Raw genomic sequence first — 21,273 nt, forward strand, 5'->3', positions numbered from 1 at the left:
ACTTCGCACCCGCCGCTGAGCAGCGAAGATGCCTGTACGCGACGACAATGAGGCGACTCCGCAGCGCCAGGGCATTCAGTCGATCGAAGTCGGCACGCGCCTGCTGCGTGCCCTGGCGGCCAGCCAGCGGTCGATGATGCTGCGCGACGTCGCCCGCAACGCCGGCATGCCGGCGGCAAAGGCCCGTCGCTATCTGGTGAGCTTCATGCGCATGGGGCTGGTCGAACAGGATGCCAATACCGGGCGCTACGACCTCGGCGAGTTCTCGCTGGAACTGGGGCTGGCCAGTCTGGCGCGGCTGGACCCGGTGCGCCTGGCCGGGCCAGTCCTCGACGACCTCTGCGAGCAGATCGGCGCCACCGTCGCCCTGGCCATGTGGGGTAATCACGGCGCTACCTGCGTGCGCTGGGTCGAAGCCGGCGGTGCCGTCACCGTCACCCTGCGCACCGGCGTCGTGCTGCCGCTGACGACCTCGGCGACCGGGCTGGCTTTTTCTGCTTTTTACCGTTCGCCTTATCTCAAAAAGATGCTCGATGCCGAAGTGCAGGCCACCGCCGAGGCTGCGGGAAAGGCCTCGGCGGAAGTGATGTCGGCGCTGAGCTTGCAACTCGAAGGCATTCGCCGTGACGGCATGTCGCGTGCGGCGGGCAGCATGACGCCGGGGATCAACGGCGTCAGCGTGCCGGTTTTCGGGCACACCGGTCGGATGGTGGCGGCGCTTACTGCACTGGGCGTCGTCGGCAGCTTTGACGTCGAGCTGGACAGCTCGATCGCGCAGGGCGCGCGGGAAGCGGCGGCAACGCTGTCCAGGCGTCTTGGTTATGGCAGCAGCGACGGCGCGGCAGGCGAGCAAGCCACAGCCGCGGTCAGCGCTGCGCCGCAAGTCAGTCGCTGACGTCTGTGCTTCGTGCTTGCCGTGCCGGTTGTGGCGCCTGCTGTAGCGCACCTTCGATCACCACGCCGATGCCCGGCCATGCGCAGGGGAAACCGGCCGGCGAGCCCTGCGTCAATCTGAGCACGGACCTGCGTTGTCGCTTGTGGGGGCGGCCCGAGCGACCGGCGTTTTGCGCCGGCCTGCAGCCATCCGACGAAATGTGCGGCGACGACCGGCAACAGGCGATCGCCTGGTTATCGGCGCTGGAGCGGGCAACCCGGCCGTGAGTGCTAAAATGCGCCTTTTTGTCGAAAGCGCCACGTGGACCTGCTGCTGCTGCTGAAAGCCCTGATTCTCGGTATCGTCGAAGGGGTGACCGAGTTTCTGCCGGTCTCGTCGACTGGCCACCTCATTCTTGCCGGCGCCCTGCTCGATTTCAACGACGAGCGCGGCAAGCTGTTCGAGATCGTCATCCAGTCCGGCGCGATGCTCGCCGTCTGCTGGGAGTTCCGTGCCAAGATCATGCAGGTCTTGCGTGGCCTGCCCCGCGATCCCGGCGCACAACGTTTCGCGCTCAACATCGTGCTTGCCTTCCTGCCGCTGGCGACCATCGGACTGCTGTTCGGCAAGACCATCAAGGCCTATCTGTTCAACGCGCCGGTGGTGGCGACGGCCTTCATTCTTGGTGGCCTGATCATTCTCTGGGCCGAACGCCGCGAGCATCGCATCCGCGTCGAGTCGATCGACGACCTGTCCCTGGGCGACGCGATCAAGCTCGGTTTCGCGCAGGCGCTGGCGCTGATTCCGGGGACTTCACGCTCCGGGGCGACGATCATCGGCGGCTTGCTGTTCGGCCTTTCGCGCCGCGCCGCCACCGAGTTTTCCTTCTTCCTGGCCATGCCGACTCTGATCGGCGCGAGCATCTACCAGCTCTACAAGGAGCGCGCGCTGCTTTCCGTCGACGATCTCGGCATGTGGGTGGTCGGCTTCGTTGCTGCTTTCATTTCGGCTTTCTGGGCAGTGCGCGGGCTGCTTCGTTATATCAGCACGCACGACTTTTCGATCTTCGCCTGGTATCGCATTGCCTTCGGGATCCTGATTCTCGTGACTTGGCAGTACGATTTCATTTCCTGGGGAGATCACTGAGTTGGCCGGCCCACGCATCATTTATCTGCATGGCTTCTGCTCCTCGCCAGCGTCGTGGAAGGCGCGCCTGCTGGCCGAGTTTCTGGCCCTGGCGGGCCTTGCCGACCGTTTTTCCTGCCCCGTGTTGTCGCACGTTCCGCGCGCTGCAATCGCCACCGTCGAGGCCTTGCTGGACAGTGATGACGCGCCGACGACGCTGGTCGGCAGTTCGCTGGGCGGCTATTACGCGGCCTGGCTGGCCGAAAGGCGCGATCTGAACGCCGTCCTGATCAATCCGGCGGTGATGGCTCCGACCCTGCTCGACGGCCTGCTGGGAACACACGCCAATTACTACAGCGGTCGCCGCTTCGAGTTTGGCGCCGAGCATGTGGAGCAACTGCGTGCGCTCGATCCGCCGCTGATCACACCGTCGCGCTACCTGCTACTGGTCGAGACCGGCGACGAGGTGCTCGACTACCGGCTCGCCGTCGAGCGCTATGCCGGCTGCCGACAGCTGGTCGTCGAAGGCGGCGATCACAGCTTCACCCGTTTCCCCGACTTCGTACCGCAAATCATTGAATTCTGTGGGTTACAATCGTAGTGATGCATGTTCTCTATGAAGAAGACGGCGCCTTCCGGACGGCCACTATTCTGGTCGACAACGACAGCTCCTTGCAGGTCGAGACGGCTTCCGGAAAGCGCAGCAAGATCAAGGCGGCCAACGTTCTGCTGCGTTACGGCGAACCGGCACCGACGCTCTTGCTCGAGCAGGCCGAGGCGCTCGCCGCCAGCATCGAGCAGGAGTTTCTCTGGGAGTGTCTGGGTGACGACGAGTTTTCGTTTGCTGATTTTGCCAACGATTACTTCGGCCATGTCGCGACGGCGGTCGAGGCGTCGGCATTGCTGCTGGCCCTGCATTCGGCGCCCGTATATTTCCATCGCAAAGGCAAGGGCCGCTTCCGCAAGGCAGCAGCCGATATTCTCCAGGCCGCTCTTGCGGGTCTCGAAAAGAAGCGCCAGCAAGCACTGAGCATCGAACGCATGGTCGGCGAACTGAAGGCCTTCACGCTGCCGGCAGAGTTCACGCCGATTCTCGGCCAGTTGCTCTACAAGCCCGACCGCAATCGTAGTGAAACCAAGGCGCTGGAAGCGGCGTGCAGCGAAAGCGGCCTGTCTGCGCCGCATCTGCTGCAGAAGTGTGGTGCCATCCGCTCGGCTCACGACTATCACCTGCAGCGTTTTCTGTTCGAGTATTTCCCGCGCGGCACGGGCTTTGCGGCCTGTGCCGCGCCTCCTTTGCCGAACAACCTGCCGCGCGCCGACGTGCGTGCTTTCTCGATCGACGACGCGGCAACCACCGAGATCGACGATGCCTTCTCGCTGCAGGTGCTGCCCGGACTCGGCTGGCAGGTCGGGATCCACATCGCTGCGCCGACGCTGGGCATGGCGCCGGGATCGCCGCTCGACGCGATTGCGCGCGATCGGCTGTCTACGGTCTATTTGCCGGGCAGCAAGATCACCATGCTCCCGGAAAAAGTGGTTGAGGCCTTTACGCTATGCGCTGGCCGTGACTGTGCGGCCATTTCTCTGTACCTGACGGTGACTCCCGAGTTCGAAATCACCGCTTGCGAGTCGCGCATCGAGATCGTCCCGGTGGTCGCCAATCTGCGCCATCACGACCTTGAACCCCTGTTCAACGAAGTCAGCATTGCCGCCGGTCTTTCCGAGTTCGCTTTTCGCGACGAGCTGATGACTCTCTGGCAGCTGGCCAATGCCTGCGAAGGTCGCCGTGGCAAGCCGTCGGCAACGCAGACTTTTCTCGACTACAACTTTCGCATCCAGGGCGATCTCGGCGACGCCGACGCCTGCGCCGTCGAGATCAGCGCTCGCCGACGTGGCAGTCCGCTCGACAAGCTGGTCTCCGAAATGATGATCGTCACCAACAGCACCTGGGGTGGCCTGCTATCCAGCAAGGGTGTGACCGCGATCTATCGTATTCAGACGCCTGGCGGCAAAGTCCGCATGAGCACCTCGCCGCAGGCGCATGAGGGTCTCGGCGTCAAGCAGTATGCGTGGTCGACCTCGCCGTTGCGGCGCTATGTTGACCTGCTCAACCAGTGGCAGCTGGTGGCCTATCTGAATGGCGATACACCGCCTTTTGCAGCGCGTTCGGACGATCTTTTCGCCGCGCTGAGCGATTTTGACATGACCTACGCCGCCTACGCCGACTTCCAGCGCAGCATGGAACGTTACTGGTGCCTGCGCTGGTTACGGCAGCACGAGGTCGAAACGATCAAGGCGACGATTATCGGCCGCGAGAACCTGGCGCGCTTCGATCAGCTGCCGCTGCTGCAGCGCGTGCCCTCGGCACCCGAGCTCAAGCCCGGTCAGGAAATCCTGCTGGGCGTCGAGTCGATCGACTATTTGACGCTCGAACTCGGCTGCCGCTATGTCGAGATGCTGCCGCTGGCGGGTGTCGCAGCTGCCGACGACGACCAGCTGGAGGCGATCGATTGAGGTGAACGCTGTCCTCCGCAATCGCTATCAATCGCCGCTGGCGGCACGCAGGCTGTGGCTGGCCGTGGCGGTTTCCCTGCTCCTGCATGGCGGGCTGCTGGCGGTGCATTTCAGCTTTCCAGACGCTTCGCGGGCTTTTCAGGAGCGGGCGCTCGATATCATCCTGGTCAATAGCCGTTCGCCGCGGAAACCTGCCGATGCGCAGGTGTTGGCGCAAGCCAGTCTCGACGGTGGCGGCAACACCGAGCAGGACCACCGCGCGACGACGCCCTTGCCGCCGGCACCGCGCCATCAGGACGGCGACGACCTCGAACAATCGCAACGACGCATCCAGGAACTCGAAGCGCACCAGCAGCGACTGGCCGCAAAAGCGCGTAGCCGTACGGTGGTCGCTCCAACGCCGGACAGGGAAGAACAGCTCGCACCGACGCCGGCGCCCAGCGTCAGCGGCCGCGATCTGGCGCACAGTGCGCTGGCCATGGCGCGCCTCGAAGGGGCGATCGACAAGAAACTCAATGACTATAACCAGCGTCCGCGCAAGACGTTCATCGGCACCCGCGCCAGCGAATACCGTTTCGCACAATATATCGAGGCTTGGCGGAGCAAGGTTGAGCGCGTCGGCACGCTCAACTACCCCGAGGAGGCCAGGGGTAAGCTCTATGGCAAACTGGTGATGACCGTCAGCATAAAGAGTGACGGTAGCCTCGCGAGTATTGAGATCAATCGCTCGTCCGGCCACCAGATCCTCGACGACGCCGCCCGTCGCATCGTCACCATGGCTGCCCCGTACGGCGATTTCCCACCAGCGATCCGGGAGGATACCGACATTCTGGTGTTCACCCGCAGCCTGCGCTTTACCCAGAGCGACAGTCTCGAAAGCAAGAAATAGGGTCAGGATGAGCGATCTATATTGCGTTTTCGGCAATCCCATCAGCCACAGCAAGTCGCCGTTGATCCATACGGCCTTTGCCGCGCAGTGCGGGCAGGACCTCCGCTACGAGGCACTGCTGGCGCCGATCGACGGTTTCGCCGCCAGCGTGCGGACTTTTATCGCCGCCGGTGGCCGCGGCGCCAATGTCACCGTGCCGTTCAAGGAAGAGGCTTTTCGTCTGGCGACTCGCCTGAGCGTGCGCGCCGAGCTTGCCGCGGCGGTCAACAGCTTGCGTTTCGACGGCGCCGAGATTGTCGGCGACAACACCGACGGTGCCGGCCTGCTGCGCGACCTCCGCGTCAATCTGGCGTGCCCGATCGCCGGCCGGCGCGTCCTGCTGCTGGGTGCCGGCGGCGCAGCGCGCGGCGTCGTCGCACCCTTGCTCGAGCAGCGGCCGGCGACGCTGGTGATCGCCAACCGCAACGTCGCCCGAGCACAGCAGCTGGCGCAGCGCTTCGCTGCTACCGCTGGTGCTTCCCTGCTGTGCGCGGGTGGCTACCCGGAACTCGCCGGGCAGTCTTTCGACCTGGTGGTCAACGCCACCTCGGCCAGTCTCGCCGGTGCGCTACCACCTCTGCCTGTGGCGGCCGGCGTTTTCGCACCCGCCAGCCTGGCTTACGACATGATGTACGGTAAAGGCGACACGCCATTCCTTGCCTTTGCCAGAGCGCAGGGCGCGGCGCGCCTGGCCGACGGTCTGGGCATGCTTGTCGAGCAGGCGGCCGAAGCCTTCCATTTCTGGCGCGGCCTCCGCCCCGACAGCGCGCTGGTGATTGCCGCGCTACGTGCCAGGAGCGAGACCGGGCCGGCCGGATGATTCGTCTCGGCGTCTGGCTGAAGCGGCTGCTGCTGGCCGTCATCGGCCTGCTGCTGCTCTTACAGTTCTGGCTTTTCGGCTGGGTGCTGTGGTGGAACTGGGTCAATCCCGAGAGTACGCGTTTCATGGAGATTCGCCTCGCCGAGTTGCGTGTCGCGGGTGCGCAGGCGCAGCTGCAGCAACGCTGGATCGCGTATGGGCAGATCTCGGCCAATCTGAAGCGCGCCATTGTCGCCGCCGAAGACGGTAAATTCCTCGATCACGAAGGCTTCGACTGGCAAGGCATCCAGAATGCGATCGAGACGAACCAGAAGAAAGGCCGCGTTGTCGCCGGCGGCTCGACCATTTCTCAGCAGTTGGCGAAGAATCTTTTCCTGAGCCCAGCCAAGACTCCCTTGCGTAAAGCCGAAGAGGCAATCATCACCCTGATGCTGGAAGCCGTTTGGAGCAAGCAGCGGATCCTGGAGGTCTACCTCAACGTCATCGAGTGGGGCAGCGGCATTTTCGGCGCTGAAGCTGCCGCCCGCCACTATTTCGGCATTTCGGCGAGTCAGTTGTCGGCCGAGCAGGCGGCCCGCCTGGCGGCCATGGTTCCGCGGCCGCGTTTCTACGACCGCAACCGCAACGCCCCGGCGCTGCTTGCGAAGAGCGACATTATCCTGGCGCGGATGCGTTCGACGGCTGTTCCGTGAGCTGCGGACGCGACTTCTACGGTCAGCAGCCGGCGCTTTTGCAGATGGCGACCATTCGCCAATCCTGGGATACTATCGAGCTTCGGTCCCCGTCGCGCGAGCCCTTTTCCGGCAACCAATGAAGGAGTGATTACCTCATGAAGTTTCGCACCCTGTTTCTGCTGCTCATCCTCGGCGCTACCGCTGGCTTTTCGGCCCTCAATTGGGACGTGTTCATTGCCCCGAGCACGCTTTCGCTGGGCGTGACTGAAGTACAGGCGCCGATCGGGGTGATCATGTTGGGCGTCGTAAGCCTGCTGACCGCCTACTTTTTGCTCTTCGTGATTTACGTGCAGGCCTCGGCGCTCTTCGATTCCCGTCGCCATGCGCAGGAATTGAAAGCCAACCAGGAGCTGGCGGACCGGGCCGAGGCCTCGCGCTTTACCGACCTGCGCGGCTTCATTACCACCGAGCTGCAGGCGATGGGCAGGCACAACACGGGTAACGCGGCGTCGGGTGGTGCTGACCCGGCGCTTCTCGCCAGGCTCGACCGCATCGAGACCGAGCTGTTAACGGCCATCGAGCAGTCGGGGAACAATGTCGTTACTTCTCTTGGTGGGATCGAGGATCGCCTCTCCAGGACAACAAACGGCGGCGGCCTGGCGGTGCTTGCGGCGAAAAGCAGCGTCTAATGCATTGCGACCTGTAGAAAAAAGCCCGCTGAGTGCGGGCTTTCTTGTTCTCGATGGCGGCTTGGTCGATCAGTGATCAGTGATCAGCGATCGCCGTAAGCTCGGCGGTTGGCGTTCGCGCCACCACCACCATGACCGCTCTTCGGCCCTTCGTGGTGAGGTGTGCGCGGCAGGCCTTCGCGGCGGGGAGCAAAAGGCTTGCCCTGGCGGTTGTCGCCACCCTTCCAGCCCGGCTTGCCGGTCGGTCGCGGTTTTGCTGGCGACGGCCGACGCGTCGGCTCGTGACCCTCGACGACAGCGACCGGAATCAGCTGCTTGGTGAAGCGCTCGATCTTGCGGACGTTGAAGTGTTCGGCATGATGAACCAGCGAGATGGCCAGACCATTGCGGCCGGCACGGCCGGTACGACCGATGCGGTGCACGTAGTCTTCGGCGAACTTCGGCAGGTCGTAGTTGAAGACGTGCGTGATCGTCGGGACGTCGATGCCGCGTGCGGCCACGTCGGTGGCAACCAGGATGCGCACCTGGCCACGACGCATGGCGGTCAGTGTGCGGTTGCGCGCGCCCTGATGCATGTCACCGTGTAGCGCGGCGGCGTTGAGGCCAGCGACGTTGAGACGATCGCTGACCGTATCGGCGTCGCGCTTGGTGGCCGTGAACACCACGGCCTGATCGATCGAGGCATCGCGCAGGAGGTGGTCGAGCAGGCGGTTCTTGTGCGACAGGTCGTCCACGAAGTGCATGCGCTGCTCGATGTTGTCATGCCGGGCGGTGTTTGCATCGACGCGAATTTGCAGCGCGTTGCGGGTCATCCGTTTGGCCATCTCGCCGACGGTTCCGTCAAGCGTTGCCGAGAAGAGCATCGTCTGACGCTCGGTCGGGGTGGCCGAAACGATCTTTTCGATGTCTTCGATGAAACCCATGTCCAGCATGCGATCGGCTTCGTCAAGGACGAGTAGCTGCAGCTGGGAAAAGTCGATCTTGCCGGAGTTCATATGGTCGATCAGGCGACCCGGCGTGGCGACCAGGATCGCCGGATTGCGGCCAAGAAGTTCCATCTGTTTCGGATAAGGCATGCCGCCGAGGATGGCAACAGCGTGCACGTGGTGCACCTGGCGGCCGTACTTCTCGGTGGCGGCCGTGACCTGCAGGGCGAGTTCGCGAGTCGGCGTCAGGACCAGCATTTTCGGCTGCGCTGGCTGGAAGCGCCGGCGATCGTTGCCGCGCGAGCGGGCCGGGCGACGTTCCTGGGAGGCGGCAGTGCGCGCCGCCTCGGGGGCACGTTCCTGCGCCGCGAAGCGATGCAGTGCTGGCAGCATGAAGGCGGCGGTCTTGCCCGAGCCGGTCTGCGAGGAAACCATCAGGTCGCGGCCTTCGAGAGCCGCCGGAATGGCTTGCTTCTGGACCGGCGTCGGCTCGGTGTAACCGGAATCGGTGAGGGCTTGGAGGATGGCCGGGTGGAGGCCGATTTCTGAAAAAGTCATGGTTCTCTTTTCTATGGATGCGCCGCACGCTGCCCATGGGGCATAATACGTTGCGAAAAAACAGATGCAACGCCAACCAACGAAAAGCTGAGAGAGACTTTGGTCGAGCCGGTGGATTGGATCGATTCACGGAAGTCAGCAGCTATCGGCACAAAAGCTTTGTGCCAGTGCGGCGCTGAATGAATCGACACCAGAAGGCAGGGGGGCTTGAGAGTTACGGCCAGGTTCGCGATGCTCGTCGCATCAAGCAGCCCTTGGCCGCTCAGTGCAGCCGTGCATTATAGCATCAGCCCGCGACGTGCGGCGCTTTTTTTCCGGTTTCGCGTAGTTGCAGCACTTGCGGCGAGAAGACTTCGGTGACCAGCACCGATTGTGCGCGAAACCGGAAGTGCGAGCGACGCGCCCACAGGCTTTCTGTCGCCGGCTGGTCCAGTTGCAGGGCGCCGAGCGCCGGCGCCAGCAAGGGGTGGTGGTCATCGAGCCGCTTGAAGCTGATCCTGCCGCGTCTGAAGCCGGGGTGCGAGAAGAGCAGCGCGCCAAGCGAGCGGTTGCCGAGACGGGCCAGCCAGACCTGCAGTGGGCCGCACGGGCGATACGGCAAGACGGTGTGTGCGAAGACGACCAAGCGCTCGTCACAGAGCAGAGCCACCTCGCGGATCCACGCCAGTTCCCCCGGCTCGATGCCGAGCAGTCGCGCCTCATCGGCGGTCGGCAGGGCGAGGCGCTGGCGCAGCACGCGCACTGCGAAGCGTCCGCGCGCCTGGATGCGTGCGGTCAGCGAGCCACGGTCACGCAACCAGGGGATGAAAGCGACATTGTCCGGGGTGCGCAGCAAGCGGCTGCGCCAAGGCCCCCGGGATGCGCTGCTATTGACCACGCGGCTCCCTTTTGCCTACTTGGGGCGCGGCGACTTGTCGATGCCGGCAATGCGTGTTCCCGGCTTGATTCCCTTGCTGGCGAACCAGTCGAGGTTCATTTCCAGCGCGTAGCGTGCGTCACCGGCGGCGCAGTGGTTGTCTTCGGTCTGCGGCTGCATTTTTTCGATGTTGAGAATGCGTCCCTCCTGGTCGAGAAACGCGACCGACAGCGGCAGGTAGGTGTTGCGCATCCACATGCAATGGCGGGTAGCCTGCGCAAACACGAACAGCATTCCGTGGTTGGCCGGCAGGCTGCGGCGATTCATCAGACCCTGTGCGCGATTGGCGTCATCCGCGGCGACTTCCGCTTCGATACGGTAAAAGCCTGCGCTGAGCTCGATGCTCGCAAGCTGCGCAGAAACGGGCGGCGAAGCCAGCAAGGGCGCCAGCGCGATCAGGAAACAAGGAAGTCTGTACATCAAGAACTCCGGGAGGGAGGATGGATTGAACGGCAAGGAGCGTCACCCTCGCTGTTTCCCTGCGCACAGAAAAGTACCGCAAAGTGGGTCCCGGCAAGGCGTCGAGAAGTCTGTGGCGTCGGCGCTATTACGCTTTGCGACTACTTCCGTGACTTGCCCTTCGCTTTCGTGTTTGTCTTCGTGTTCGTCTTGGTCTTCGGCTTGGCCGACGACGTCTTCTTCCGCTTCGTGGCCTTGCCGGCCGGGCTCGATTTTCCCGCCTTGGCTTGCGCTGCTGGCGAGCTCTGCGCTCCTTTCGGCGCCGGTTTCGGGTGCACCGTCGGTGCGCCAATGATGACCTCGTCGGCGCCATTCTCGGCAGCTTTCGGTACCGCCAGAGTTGCCGTGCAAGCGAGCAGCAACGCACCAGCCAGCAGGCTGCGCAAGGAGTGGTTGATGGTCACGGTCATCGCCTGGCTCAGTGGCTGGTGCCTTCGGAACGCGATATTTTGTTCCAGACGTTGTACTTGCCGACCGGTTTCCTGGCCGGGATTCGCTTCACTTCCTCGAGCGTCTGCGCGTCGATCACGAGCAGCGCGCCATCGTCTTTCCAGAGGCTGGCCAGCGCATAGCGGCCGTCCCGCGTGAATTCGACGTGGGCCAGCGTCTGTCCCGGTTTGGCATTGATCTGCCCGACCACTTCCAGGCTCTGCTTGTCGATTACCTGCAGAACGTTCTTGTTTTCCTTGCTCATCATCGAGTCGGTAAAAGCGTAGCGGCTGTTCTCGTGACTGCGCAGGAAGAAGCCCGGGCCGAGCGTTTTTATTTCCTTGATGACTTTGTAGGTTTCGAGGTCGATGACCGTCACCACCCCTTCGTTGAGGTTCGGCGAGGCCATCACCGTCCGTTCGCGACCCGTCGGATCGGTCCACTGCCAAGTGATACCCGAGCCAAGATGCGGCATTCCCGGCAGATCGAGGTCGGCGATCTTGTTGCGGCCGTCGAGAAAGATCACCTGTCCCTTGCTTGCCGAACGCGAGGCACCCAGGATCTCGTGGTAGCTCTGGGTGAAAAAGAAATCGTCGAGATAATCCTTGAGCAGGGTTCGCCGCGGATAGAACATGGCCGGAGTGAAGTGACCTTCCCGGTACTGGTAGTCGTGCACCAGACCTTCGGCAACCGGTTCGGCGTCGGGATCGTAGCTGATCTCCCAGACTTCGGGAACGTCCTTCAGTGCGGCGACGAAACTCTTGCGCGGCGCCGCGTCGTAGACCGCAGATACCCGCGAAGTCTTGTCGCCGGCAGCGTTGAGCGTCGGGATGATCTTCACCAGCGAGAGGTCTTTGGCGTCGAGCAGGACCAGGCTGTGCGGCAGGTAGTTGGCAACCATCACCCACTTGCCGTCACCGGAAACGGCAGCGTTGCGCGTGTTCAGGCCGGCGCGGATTTCGGCGACGACGACCAGGTTGTAGATGTCGAACTTGGTGATCCAGCCGTCGCGCGAAGCGAAATAGACAAAGCGGCCATCGGGCGAGAACTTCGGTCCGCCGTGCAGTGCGTAGCGGCTGGGAAAGCGGTGCAGGCGTTCGAGTTTGTCGCCGTCGAGCACCGACACGTGATGGTCGCCGGTTTCGACGACGATGAACAGATTCAGCGGGTCGGCGCCTTTCAGCCCGGGACCGGGCTGGTCGGGTAGTTTGCCGGCGTCGGCGTTGACCACTTGCGAGGCGCGGATCTCGGCCTCGTCCCATTTTGGCGCTGGCGTCACCGGGCTGTAGATCAAGTCGGCCAGTTCTTGCACCTGATCGGCGCTCAACTTGTCGCCAAAAGCCGGCATCTGCGTCGCCACGCGCCCTTCGCCGATCACTTTCAGCGCTTCTGGTTTGCGCAGTCGTGCCAGGTTTTCCGGCAGGAGAGCCGGCCCGACACCGCCAAAGCGTGTTTCGCCGTGGCAGGCGGCGCAGTGCTCCTTGTAAAGTGCCTGGACGCCGGCTGCCTCGGGTGCTCCGGCAGCGCTGGCGAACGACGATCCGCCAGCAAGAGACGCTGCGAGGCAGGCGGCAGACATAGCGAGGCGCCAGTTCATCAGGCTCTCCGGATTCTGATGTGCGGGGTGACGGTCAGGCGTTCGCGGCCGGGTTCGACGCCGATTTCCTCGTCGTCGAGATAACAGCCGGGGTCTTCGGCCCAGGGGTCGCCGGTCAGCTGTTGCGCGCGCACACGCGTGTTGCCGTTGCAGATGTCGAAATGCTGGCAGTCACCGCAACGCCCCGAAACGCTGCGCGGAAATTGCTTCAGACCGGCCATTAGCGGCTCGGAAACATCTGTCCATATTTCCGAGAACGGCCGCTCACGGATGTTGCCGAGGTTGTAGTGCCACCACATGGTGTCGGGATGGACATTGCCGAGATTGTCGATGTTGGCCACATTGACTCCCGAGGAATTGCCTCCCCATTGCGCCAGACGGGCGCGGATGTTGGCTGCCTTGTCGGGAAAGTTCTTTTTCACCCAGTACAGGAAGTAGACTCCGTCGGCGTCATTGTTGCCGGTGGTGAACTCCTTGTGCAGGTCGCGTTGCTGATAATTCCAGCAGGTATCGAACAGCAGATCCATGGCCCAGCGTGTCAGCTTGTGTTGCGCGTCGTCCTTGCGGTTCTTGTTGCCGCGGCCGGCGTAGTTGAGGTGCGAGAAGTAGAAGCGATCGATGCCTTCGTCCTCGACCAGTTCGAGCAGGCGCGGCAGGTCGTGGGCATTGTCCTGGGTCATCGTGAAACGGACGCCGATTTTCAGACCCAGGTCGCGGCACAGGCGAATGCCTTTCAGCGAGGCTTCGAAAGCGCCTTCCATGCGCCGGAACTTGTCGTGCGTTGCGCCCATGCCGTCGAGCGAAACGCCGACATAGTCGAAATCGCACTCGGCGATACGGTCGATGTTCGTGGCGTCGATCAGGGTTCCGTTGGACGACAGCCCGACGTAGAAACCCATCGCTTTTGCGCGCCGGGCGATGTCGAAGATGTCCGGTCGCAGCAGCGGCTCGCCGCCGGACAGAATCAGCACCGGGACGCGGAAGCGCTTGAGGTCGTCCATCACCGCAAAAATCTCGTCGGTGCTCAGTTCGCCGGGGAAGTCCTTGTCGGCAGAGATCGAATAGCAGTGCTTGCAGGTCAGATTGCAGCGGCGAATGAGGTTCCAGATGACCACCGGCGCTGGCGGATTCTGCTTGGGGCCGGGCTGCTTGGGTGCCGCGAGTTCCTGCATGTACTGGGAGATTCGAAACATCGTGCACTTCCCGAAAGAAAACCGTGTATTAGAGGGTAGGCTTGGCGGCTGGGCCTTGACGTGGATCAAGGCTCAGCCCATCCGCTGCCGCGAACCTGGCCAGGCAGCTGTTCGCCGAGTGGAGAAAGTCGCATTCTCACCCTCGTTTCTCCGGTCGGCAAGTGGCGACCATCGTAGCTTCGCTCCGCGCGCTTGCGGTTGGCATGAGCTTTGCGTATTTGGGCTGTACTGTATTTTCCGGGGCGCGCGAGAAGCCTTGTGCACGGCGCTGGACGCGTGTGCGCGAAGCGTCGAGAATAGCTGCTCGACGCGCTTGGCGGCGATGGCGGGAGTCATGGGCATAGGGGGAGTAGCGCGCTTGAGCGGCTGCCGGTTCGGTAAAGTCCTTTTCGAGGTCGCGTTTCGGATCAAGGCAGCAAGGCTGTGTGCCAGGCGAAGCCGGAGTCGGAGTCGGAGTCGGAGTCAACTCCATGCCCGCTGACTTCCTGCCCGGCAATCGCTTGACCCTGCTGAACAGCGGGGCCGAGTACTTTCCGGAGCTGATCCGGGCGATCGACGGCGCGCAGCACGATGTTCACCTCGAAAGCTACATTTTCGAGGACGATGCGACCGGTCAGGCGGTCGCCGCGGCGCTGGCCAGCGCTGCTCGACGGGGCGTCACGGTCCGCGTGCTGGTCGACGGCTTCGGCGCTCGGGAGTTCGCCGAGTCTCTGCAACCGGCCTTGCTCGCCGCTGGCGTACAGGCGATGGTTTACCGACCCGACATCGCGCGCTTTCGTTTGCGCCGCCATCGTCTGCGTCGTTTACATCGCAAGCTGGCGGTGATCGACGGTGAAATCGCCTTCGTCGGCGGTATCAACGTCATCGACGACCTCAATACGCCGTATCAAATCCCGCCGCGCTATGACTACGCAGTTCGCGTCGAAGGCCCTTTGCTGGCGCCGATCCAGCAGGCGCAGCAGCGACTGTGGGAAATCGTGTTGTGGGCAAAGCTGAATCGTCGTTACCGCCTTACCAGGCGTGCGCAGACCGATCCGGGAGCACGTGGCGAGCAGACCGCCGCCTTCGTGGTGCGCGACAATATTCTCCACCGCCGCGACATCGAGGAGGCGTATCTCGAGGCCATTGCCGCTGCGCAGCAGGACATTCTGCTCGCCAACGCTTACTTCCTGCCCGGTCGGCGCTTTCGCCGCGCCCTGCGCGACGCCGTAAAGCGCGGCGTGCGGGTGGTCATCCTGTTGCAGGGGCGGATCGAATATCGCCTCCTCCACTACGCGACGCAGGCCCTTTATGGTCGCTTACTGGGCTTCGGCATCCGCATTTTCGAGTATCGGCGCAGCTTCCTGCATGCCAAAGTGGCGGTTATCGACGGTCATTGGGCGACCGTCGGCTCGTCGAATATCGATCCTTTCAGTCTGCTGCTGGCCAGGGAAGCCAATATCGTCGTCAAGGATCCGCTGTTCGCCAACAGCCTGCGCGAGAGCCTCGAACAGGCGATGCGCAATGGTGCGCGCGAACTGCCGATCGATAGCTGGAAGCGTCTGCCCTGGCATTCGCGCCTGCTGCGTTGGGCAAGCTACAACCTGGTGCGGACCCTGGTCGGCATCGTCGGTTACGGTGGCAAGCGCAAGTAAGGGCAGACGCCGCGCACGGCCGGAACACGCTCGATCGACCAGGCGGCAATTGCCCAGGGCCAGAAATCGCGCAGCGGTCCGGCGCTGATTTCCGGCGGTACGGCGTGACCAAGAAATTCCAGGGCTGCTGACAGGACGGCGCTGCCGGCGGAGAGATCGACGGCGGCAGCCCGCGTTTGTTTGGAGAGCTTCTCGCCGGCGGCATTGGTTACCACCGGCAGGTGCGCGTAAGCCGGCGTCGTCAGCGCCAGACGTTGCTGCAGCCAGATCTGCCGTGGCGTCGAGTCGAGCAGGTCGACGCCGCGGACGACCGCGTTGATCCCTTGTGCGGCGTCGTCGATGACGACTGCCAGCTGGTACGCGTACTGGCCGTCGGCACGCAGCAGGATGAAGTCGCCGACGGCGCGTTCGAGATTCTGCTGCACATCGCCCTGAACGCGATCGCCGAAAGCGATCGTCGCGTCGGCGACGCGCAGCCGCCAGGCGCGTGCCGCTCGGCCCGCGGCGAGGCCGTTGCGGCAGCTTCCCGGGTAGACCAGGCCGCCATCGACCGATCGTGGCGGCGAGCAGGCAGCAATTTCCGTTCGCGAGCAGGCGCAGGGGTACACCTCGCCGTCGAGTTGCAGGCGCACCAGTGCGGCGTGGTAGAGGTCCAGACGCCGGCTCTGGACGAGCACTTCACCATCCCAGGCGAAGCCGAAGCCTGCCAGCGTGCGCAGGATATCGTCGGCGGCACCGGCAACAGTCCGCGGCTGGTCGACGTCCTCGATGCGCAGCATCCACTGGCCGCCGTGGGCACGGGCGTCGAGATAGCTGCCGACGGCGGCGACCAGCGAACCGAAGTGCAGCGGGCCGCTTGGTGACGGCGCAAAGCGGCCGCGATAGGGTGGCGACGGGCGCTGAGCGCGCTCCTCTGTCGGCGTGGTCGCGATCATTGGGCTCGCGGCGCAGCGTTCACCGTGCGCTGCCTTTGTATTTCCACCGCTGCCGCGTAAAATCCGCCGGTCATCAAAAGGACTCCAGCCATGAACGATCGTGTGTTCACCCCTGCCAACGAAGCTGCCATTCTCGCCGAGGCGCTGCCGTACATCAAACGCTTCCACGGCAAGACCATCGTCGTCAAGTATGGCGGCAATGCGATGACCGACGAGCATCTCAAGCAGTGTTTCGCGCGCGACGTGGTGCTGCTCAAGCTGGTCGGGATGCACGTGGTAGTGGTGCACGGCGGCGGTCCGCAGATCGAAAACCTGCTCGCCCGGGTTGGCAAGAAAGGAAAGTTCATCCAGGGAATGCGCGTCACCGACGCCGAAACGATGGACATCGTCGAGATGGTTCTCGGGGGCCAGGTCAACAAGGACGTCGTCAACCTGATCAATCAGGCGGGGGGCAAGGCTGTCGGATTGACGGGCAAGGACGGCAGCTTCATTCGCGCCAAGAAATTACTGCTGGCCAACCACGAGAACCTTGGTGACCTGATCGACGTTGGCCAGGTCGGCGATATCACGCAGATCGATCCGTCGCTGATCGGCCACCTCGAGTCGGGCGGCTTCATCCCTGTCGTGGCCCCGATCGGCGTCGGCAAAGGCGGCGAGACCTATAACATCAACGCCGACGTCGTCGCTGGCAAGATCGCCGAAATCCTCAAGGCGGAAAAGCTGGTACTGCTCACCAATATGCCCGGTGTCCTCGACGAGAGTGGTCAGTTGATCACCGGCATGACGCCCAAGGAGATCGACCAGCTGGTGGCCGACGGGACCCTGTCGGGCGGCATGTTGCCGAAGATCAGCTCGGCGCTCGACGCCGCACGCAACGGCGTCAGGAGTGTGCACATCATCGATGGCCGTGTCGAACACGCGCTGTTGCTGGAGATCCTTACCGATCACGGCGTCGGCACGATGATCAAATCGCATTGATCAGGGAACTCTGCTGAGAGCGTCCGCGCCGGTCTGGCTTTTCGACCTCGACAACACTCTGCACGACGCCAGTCCGCATATTTTTCCGCAGATCAACCGTTCGATGGTGGCGTACATCCGCCAGCACCTCGGTGTGGACGAAGAGGAGGCAACGCGTATTCGGCAGGATTACTGGCAGCGCTACGGTGCCACGCTGCTCGGCCTGATGCGCCATCATGCCATCGATCCCAGGCATTTTCTCTGGCATACACACCAGTTTCCTGACCTCAAGCGGATGCTGGTCTTCGAGCGCGCCCTGAAGGCCATGCTCGGTCGCTTGCCAGGGCGCAAGATTGTCTTCTCGAACGCGCCGTTGGGTTATAGTAAGGCGGTTCTGGAAATGACCGGTGTTCGCCGCTGTTTCGACGCCATCTATTCGGTCGAGCGCCTTCGCTTCCAACCGAAACCGGCAGTCGCTGGCTTTCGCCACCTCTTGCGCAGCGAGCGTCTGAATGCGCAGCGCTGCATCATGGTCGAAGATACTCTGCCCAATCTGCGTACAGCGAAGCGACTCGGCATGAAGACCGCCTGGGTGAGTGCGGAAACGCGCCAGCCGGCCTGGGTCGACGTGCGGCTGGTTTCGATTCTCGACTTGCCGCGCCATCTCGCCCGGCTCTGAAGCGCGGCCGATACATCCGCCACGACAGCGCTGCCTTCACCTTCTTTTCCCGGTACGTGCTGCTCCACCGCGGCCTTCCACAGTCGTGTAGACTTTCCCCGAAAAATTTCCGTTGGTCGCCATGAGAGAGTCAGGTTCACTGGAACAGCAGCTACTTGAGTACAAGGCTATCCTCGAGCATTCGGGGATTGCCGTGGTGTGCACGCGAAATCGCCGCGTGTACCGCTGTAACCCGCGCGCCGAGGCGCTTTTTGGCTGGCCGGCGGGAACTCTTGTCGGCCAGCAGGATCTTGTCTTCCATCCCGACAGCGCGGCCTGTGAAGCGCTGCGCGAGCAAGCACGTGCGGCACTGAGCGTCGGCGAGATACTCGATATCGAAATGCAGCTGGCGCGCCGCGACGGCAGCAGCTTTGTCGCTCATCTCATCGCCCGCGCGATCGACACTGCCGCGCCGGGTCAGGGTGCCGTCTGGACCGTGCTCGACATCACGCAGGAGGTCGACGCGCGCAAGTGCAGCGCGCAGTTGCTGCGCGAGCAGACGCTGATCTTCGAACGTGCGCCGATCGGCATCGCTTTTCTGCGTGACCGCATCATCCAGCGCTGCAACCCGAGCTTCGAGAGGATCTTCGGCTCGCTGCCAGGTCAACTGATCGGCCAGTCAACGCGCGTTTGCTTTGCCACTGAGCCGGCCTGGAGCGCCGCCGGCGAACGCGCTCGGCGCGGTATCGAAGAAGGCGGGAGCTTCGTCGGAGAGGTCGAGTACTGCAAGGCCGATGGCACGCCGATCTGGTGCCAGGTGACCGGTAGTCTGCTCAACCCGGCAAATCATGACGAAGGCCACGTCTGGCTGTTTCAGGACATCACCGCACGCCGCGCGGCCGAAGAGGCCCTGGTCGAAAGCCTCTGGGAGCAGCAGTTGATTTTCGATAACGCGATGATCGGCATCGCGTATCAGCGTGAGCGCACGATCTTGCGCTGCAATCGCCGATTCGAGGAGATCTACGGCTTTCCGCCAGGTGCTCTTACGGGACAGCCCACGCGCCTTCTCTATGCCAGCCAGCAAGCGTGGGAAGACGCCGGGCAGCAGCTCTATGGTCAGAGTGCAGCGCTTGAGGCCTTTGAGGGGGAAGTCCTTTTCTGCCGTCGCGATGGCACTCCGATCTGGGTCCATGTCAGCGGCCGCCCGATCGAGGAACAGGACGAACGCCAGATCTGGATCTGGACGCACGAGGACGTAACGGCGCATCGCGCTGCCCAGGACGCACTGCGGCAAAGCCATCTCGAACTCGAGCAACGCGTTGCCGAACGCACTCATGAGTTATCGCAACAGCTTGACTTCATGCACCAATTGGTCGAGGCTATTCCGGGCCCGGTGTTCTACAAAAATCGTGCAGGCTGCTACCTCGGTTGTAATCAGGCTTTCCTCGAAATGATCGGCAAGTCACGCGCAGAAGTGGTCGGCGCAAGCGTCTACGACGTCGCGCCGCGCGCGCTTGCCGATCGCTATATGGCGGCTGACGAAGAACTCTTCCAGCGCGCGGGTTCGCAGGTTTTCGAAGCGCAGGTGCTGCGCGCCGATGGCCAGTACCGCGACGTCGTTTTTCACAAAGCGATCTACGGCGTTCCCGGCGAAGCAGTTTGCGGTCTCGTCGGAATCATGCTCGACGTGACCGAGCGCAAACGTATGGAGCAGCGCCTGCAGCAGGCGGCGACGGTTTTCGACAGCAGCGCCGAAGGCATTACCATCACCTCTCCAAAGGGCGAAATCATCGCCGTCAATCGTGCATTTACCGAGATCACCGGTTACTGCGAGGACGATGTCCTTGGCGTCAACCCGCGCATTCTGCAGTCCGGACTTCAGGGCGCGCAGTTTTACCGTGAGATGTGGCGGACCCTGCACACCTGTGGGCGCTGGCAGGGAGAATTGTGGAATCGGCGCAAGGACGGCCAGGCCTTTCTGGAGTCCTTGACGGTCAGCGCCGTCAAGGACTCCCAGGGTTGCGTGACGCACTATGTTGGCGTCTTCTCGGACATCACCGAACTGCGCAAGGCGCACGATCAGCTCGATCATCAGGCGCATCACGATCCGCTCACCGGCCTGCCCAATCGTCTGTTGCTCGGGGATCGCCTGCACAAGGCGCTGCAGCGTGCCCATCGCGACGAGCGCGGGTTGGCGGTCCTCTTCGTCGACCTCGATCGCTTCAAGAACATCAACGATACCCTCGGCCATCAGGTTGGCGATCGCGTTCTCTGTGAAGTGGCGCGGCGGCTGACCCGGCTCAGGCGCGAGGCGGACACCGTTGGTCGCCTCGGCGGCGACGAATTTCTGATCATCATCGAGGATCTCGCCGATCCTGCAGCTGTATCGCATATTGCGGACAAGATTCTGACCCTCTTGCAGGACTCGCCGGTGACCGTCGAACAGGAGTTCTACGTCGGCGCCAGCATCGGTATCAGCCTCTTTCCCCAGGATGGCGGTGATGCCGAAACGCTGTTGAAGAATGCCGACGTGGCCATGTACCGGGCCAAGGAGCGCGGTCGTAACACGTACGAATTCTTTACCAAGGAGTTGACCCAGTCCTCACTGGCGCGCCTGCAGATGGAAACTGACCTGCGGCGGGCCATCGACCGCGGCGAGTTGCGGGTCTTTCTGCAGCCGCAGTTCTCGCTGAGCAGCGGTGAGCTGGTCGGCGCCGAAGCGCTGGTGCGCTGGCTGCGCCCAGAGCTGGGTCTGGTGATGCCGGGCGAGTTCATCAAACTTGCCGAGGAATCGGGGCTGATTGTCCCGATCGGCGAATGGGTCCAACAGACCGCCGCTGGCCAGTGGGCGGCGTGGGTCGCCGCCGGCTTCAAGCCGGGTGTGCTGTCGATCAACGTCTCCGGCGTCGAGTTCCGGCGCGGCCGCATCCAGGAAACCGCTCGCAAGACGCTGGCCAGGTCGCGCCTGCCTGCGCAATTCCTCGAACTGGAGATCACCGAAAGCGCGATCATGACCCAGGCCGAAAACAGCGTCCAGGTCCTCGACGCGCTACGGGCCATGGGACTGGGCCTGGTGATCGACGACTTTGGTACCGGCTATTCCTCGCTTGCCTACCTGAAACGTCTGCCGCTCAACAAGCTGAAGATCGACCAGAGTTTTGTGCGTGGCTTGCCAAGCGACGCCGAGGATCGGGCGATCACCCGCGCGGTGATCGCCCTTGCCCATAGCCTGCAACTGACGGTTATCGCCGAAGGCGTCGAGACCGAGGCGCAGCGGGAGTTTCTGGCTGGTGAAGGCTGTGATGACATGCAGGGTTACCTGCGCGGCAAGCCGATGCCGCTCGACGAGTTCCGGCTGCGCTTCCTTGCCGGCTGAATCGAGGT

The 21,273-nt window shown here is 63.1% G+C and carries 20 protein-coding genes; 13 read left to right on the forward strand and 7 right to left on the reverse strand.

All coding sequences use genetic code 11. The features are described from left to right. The first annotated feature begins 28 nt into the window (after nt 1-28). From V5B40_RS01060 to V5B40_RS01100, 9 genes are all read left to right on the forward strand, one after another. Nucleotides 29-895, forward strand: coding sequence for an IclR family transcriptional regulator (locus tag V5B40_RS01060; RefSeq protein WP_332352717.1), 867 nt, complete (start codon nt 29-31; stop codon nt 893-895). Between the two features lie 68 nt (nt 896-963). Continuing rightward, a complete protein-coding gene (locus tag V5B40_RS01065; protein ID WP_332353228.1) occupies nt 964-1,161 on the forward strand; it encodes a YkgJ family cysteine cluster protein in 198 nt (65 codons plus the stop codon). A 34-nt stretch (nt 1,162-1,195) separates the two neighbouring features. Then, on the forward strand, nt 1,196-2,020 hold the full coding sequence (locus V5B40_RS01070) for an undecaprenyl-diphosphate phosphatase (RefSeq protein ID WP_332352718.1): 825 nt from the start codon (nt 1,196-1,198) through the stop codon (nt 2,018-2,020). Nucleotide 2,021: 1 nt separating this feature from the next. Beyond that, a complete protein-coding gene (locus V5B40_RS01075; protein ID WP_332352719.1) occupies nt 2,022-2,600 on the forward strand; it encodes a YqiA/YcfP family alpha/beta fold hydrolase in 579 nt (192 codons plus the stop codon). 2 nt (nt 2,601-2,602) lie between these two features. Beyond that, nucleotides 2,603-4,516, forward strand: coding sequence for a ribonuclease catalytic domain-containing protein (locus tag V5B40_RS01080; RefSeq protein ID WP_332352720.1), 1,914 nt, complete (start codon nt 2,603-2,605; stop codon nt 4,514-4,516). 1 nt (nt 4,517) lies between these two features. Beyond that, entirely contained in the window at nt 4,518-5,405 is an 888-nt protein-coding gene (locus V5B40_RS01085; protein WP_332352721.1) for an energy transducer TonB, read from the forward strand. A gap of 7 nt (nt 5,406-5,412) precedes the next feature. Continuing rightward, nucleotides 5,413-6,264: a shikimate dehydrogenase gene (gene aroE / locus V5B40_RS01090; protein ID WP_332352722.1), complete on the forward strand. Its 852-nt coding sequence runs from the start codon at nt 5,413-5,415 to the stop codon at nt 6,262-6,264. After that, nucleotides 6,261-6,956, forward strand: a complete 696-nt coding sequence (mtgA, locus tag V5B40_RS01095) for a monofunctional biosynthetic peptidoglycan transglycosylase (RefSeq protein WP_332352723.1) — start codon at nt 6,261-6,263, stop codon at nt 6,954-6,956. Before aroE ends, mtgA begins: the two co-directional genes overlap by 4 nt. Nucleotides 6,957-7,093: 137 nt before the next feature. Beyond that, the gene (locus V5B40_RS01100) at nt 7,094-7,627 is read left to right on the forward strand and encodes a LapA family protein (RefSeq protein ID WP_332352724.1); all 534 of its coding nucleotides are present in this window, start codon (nt 7,094-7,096) and stop codon (nt 7,625-7,627) included. A gap of 83 nt (nt 7,628-7,710) precedes the next feature. Here the strand turns inward: V5B40_RS01100 and V5B40_RS01105 are convergent, their stop codons facing one another. The 6 genes from V5B40_RS01105 to nirJ all read right to left on the reverse strand — a co-directional run bounded on the left by V5B40_RS01105 (nt 7,711) and on the right by nirJ (nt 13,705). Beyond that, complete coding sequence (locus V5B40_RS01105) at nt 7,711-9,111, reverse strand: DEAD/DEAH box helicase (RefSeq protein ID WP_332352725.1); 1,401 nt, start codon at nt 9,109-9,111, stop codon at nt 7,711-7,713. Between the two features lie 286 nt (nt 9,112-9,397). After that, nucleotides 9,398-9,946 carry a chorismate--pyruvate lyase family protein gene (locus V5B40_RS01110; protein ID WP_332352726.1) on the reverse strand — a complete coding sequence of 183 codons (549 nt, stop codon included), beginning with the start codon at nt 9,944-9,946 and terminating at the stop codon, nt 9,398-9,400. A gap of 57 nt (nt 9,947-10,003) precedes the next feature. Beyond that, nucleotides 10,004-10,447, reverse strand: a complete 444-nt coding sequence (locus V5B40_RS01115) for a DUF192 domain-containing protein (protein ID WP_332352727.1) — start codon at nt 10,445-10,447, stop codon at nt 10,004-10,006. Between the two features lie 140 nt (nt 10,448-10,587). Further along, nucleotides 10,588-10,890, reverse strand: a complete 303-nt coding sequence (locus tag V5B40_RS01120; RefSeq protein WP_332352728.1) for a hypothetical protein — start codon at nt 10,888-10,890, stop codon at nt 10,588-10,590. A gap of 14 nt (nt 10,891-10,904) precedes the next feature. Then, the gene (locus V5B40_RS01125) at nt 10,905-12,512 is read right to left on the reverse strand and encodes a cytochrome D1 domain-containing protein (protein WP_332352729.1); all 1,608 of its coding nucleotides are present in this window, start codon (nt 12,510-12,512) and stop codon (nt 10,905-10,907) included. Then, the gene (gene nirJ / locus V5B40_RS01130) at nt 12,512-13,705 is read right to left on the reverse strand and encodes a heme d1 biosynthesis radical SAM protein NirJ (protein WP_332352730.1); all 1,194 of its coding nucleotides are present in this window, start codon (nt 13,703-13,705) and stop codon (nt 12,512-12,514) included. Before nirJ ends, V5B40_RS01125 begins: the two co-directional genes overlap by 1 nt. Before the next feature lie 470 nt (nt 13,706-14,175). Here nirJ and clsB point away from each other — a divergent pair, with 470 nt between their 5' ends. After that, nucleotides 14,176-15,339, forward strand: a complete 1,164-nt coding sequence (clsB, locus tag V5B40_RS01135; RefSeq protein WP_332352731.1) for a cardiolipin synthase ClsB — start codon at nt 14,176-14,178, stop codon at nt 15,337-15,339. Here the strand turns inward: clsB and gluQRS are convergent. Further along, the gene (gluQRS, locus tag V5B40_RS01140; RefSeq protein WP_332352732.1) at nt 15,318-16,274 is read right to left on the reverse strand and encodes a tRNA glutamyl-Q(34) synthetase GluQRS; all 957 of its coding nucleotides are present in this window, start codon (nt 16,272-16,274) and stop codon (nt 15,318-15,320) included. The two genes, clsB and gluQRS, sit on opposite strands and share 22 nt — an antisense overlap. A 90-nt stretch (nt 16,275-16,364) precedes the next feature. On the opposite strand from gluQRS, the gene argB reads away from it, so the two are divergent. The 3 genes from argB (at nt 16,365) to V5B40_RS01155 (ending at nt 21,265) form a co-directional block, all read left to right on the forward strand. Further along, nucleotides 16,365-17,252 (forward strand): acetylglutamate kinase, encoded by an 888-nt coding sequence (gene argB / locus V5B40_RS01145; protein WP_332352734.1) that lies wholly within the window; start codon nt 16,365-16,367, stop codon nt 17,250-17,252. A gap of 13 nt (nt 17,253-17,265) precedes the next feature. After that, complete coding sequence (locus tag V5B40_RS01150) at nt 17,266-17,910, forward strand: pyrimidine 5'-nucleotidase (RefSeq protein WP_332353229.1); 645 nt, start codon at nt 17,266-17,268, stop codon at nt 17,908-17,910. Between the two features lie 121 nt (nt 17,911-18,031). Continuing rightward, complete coding sequence (locus V5B40_RS01155) at nt 18,032-21,265, forward strand: bifunctional diguanylate cyclase/phosphodiesterase (protein WP_332352735.1); 3,234 nt, start codon at nt 18,032-18,034, stop codon at nt 21,263-21,265. The last annotated feature ends 8 nt before the right edge of the window (nt 21,266-21,273 follow it).

The organism is Candidatus Accumulibacter meliphilus (assembly GCF_036625345.1).
Classification (GTDB): domain Bacteria; phylum Pseudomonadota; class Gammaproteobacteria; order Burkholderiales; family Rhodocyclaceae; genus Accumulibacter; species Accumulibacter meliphilus.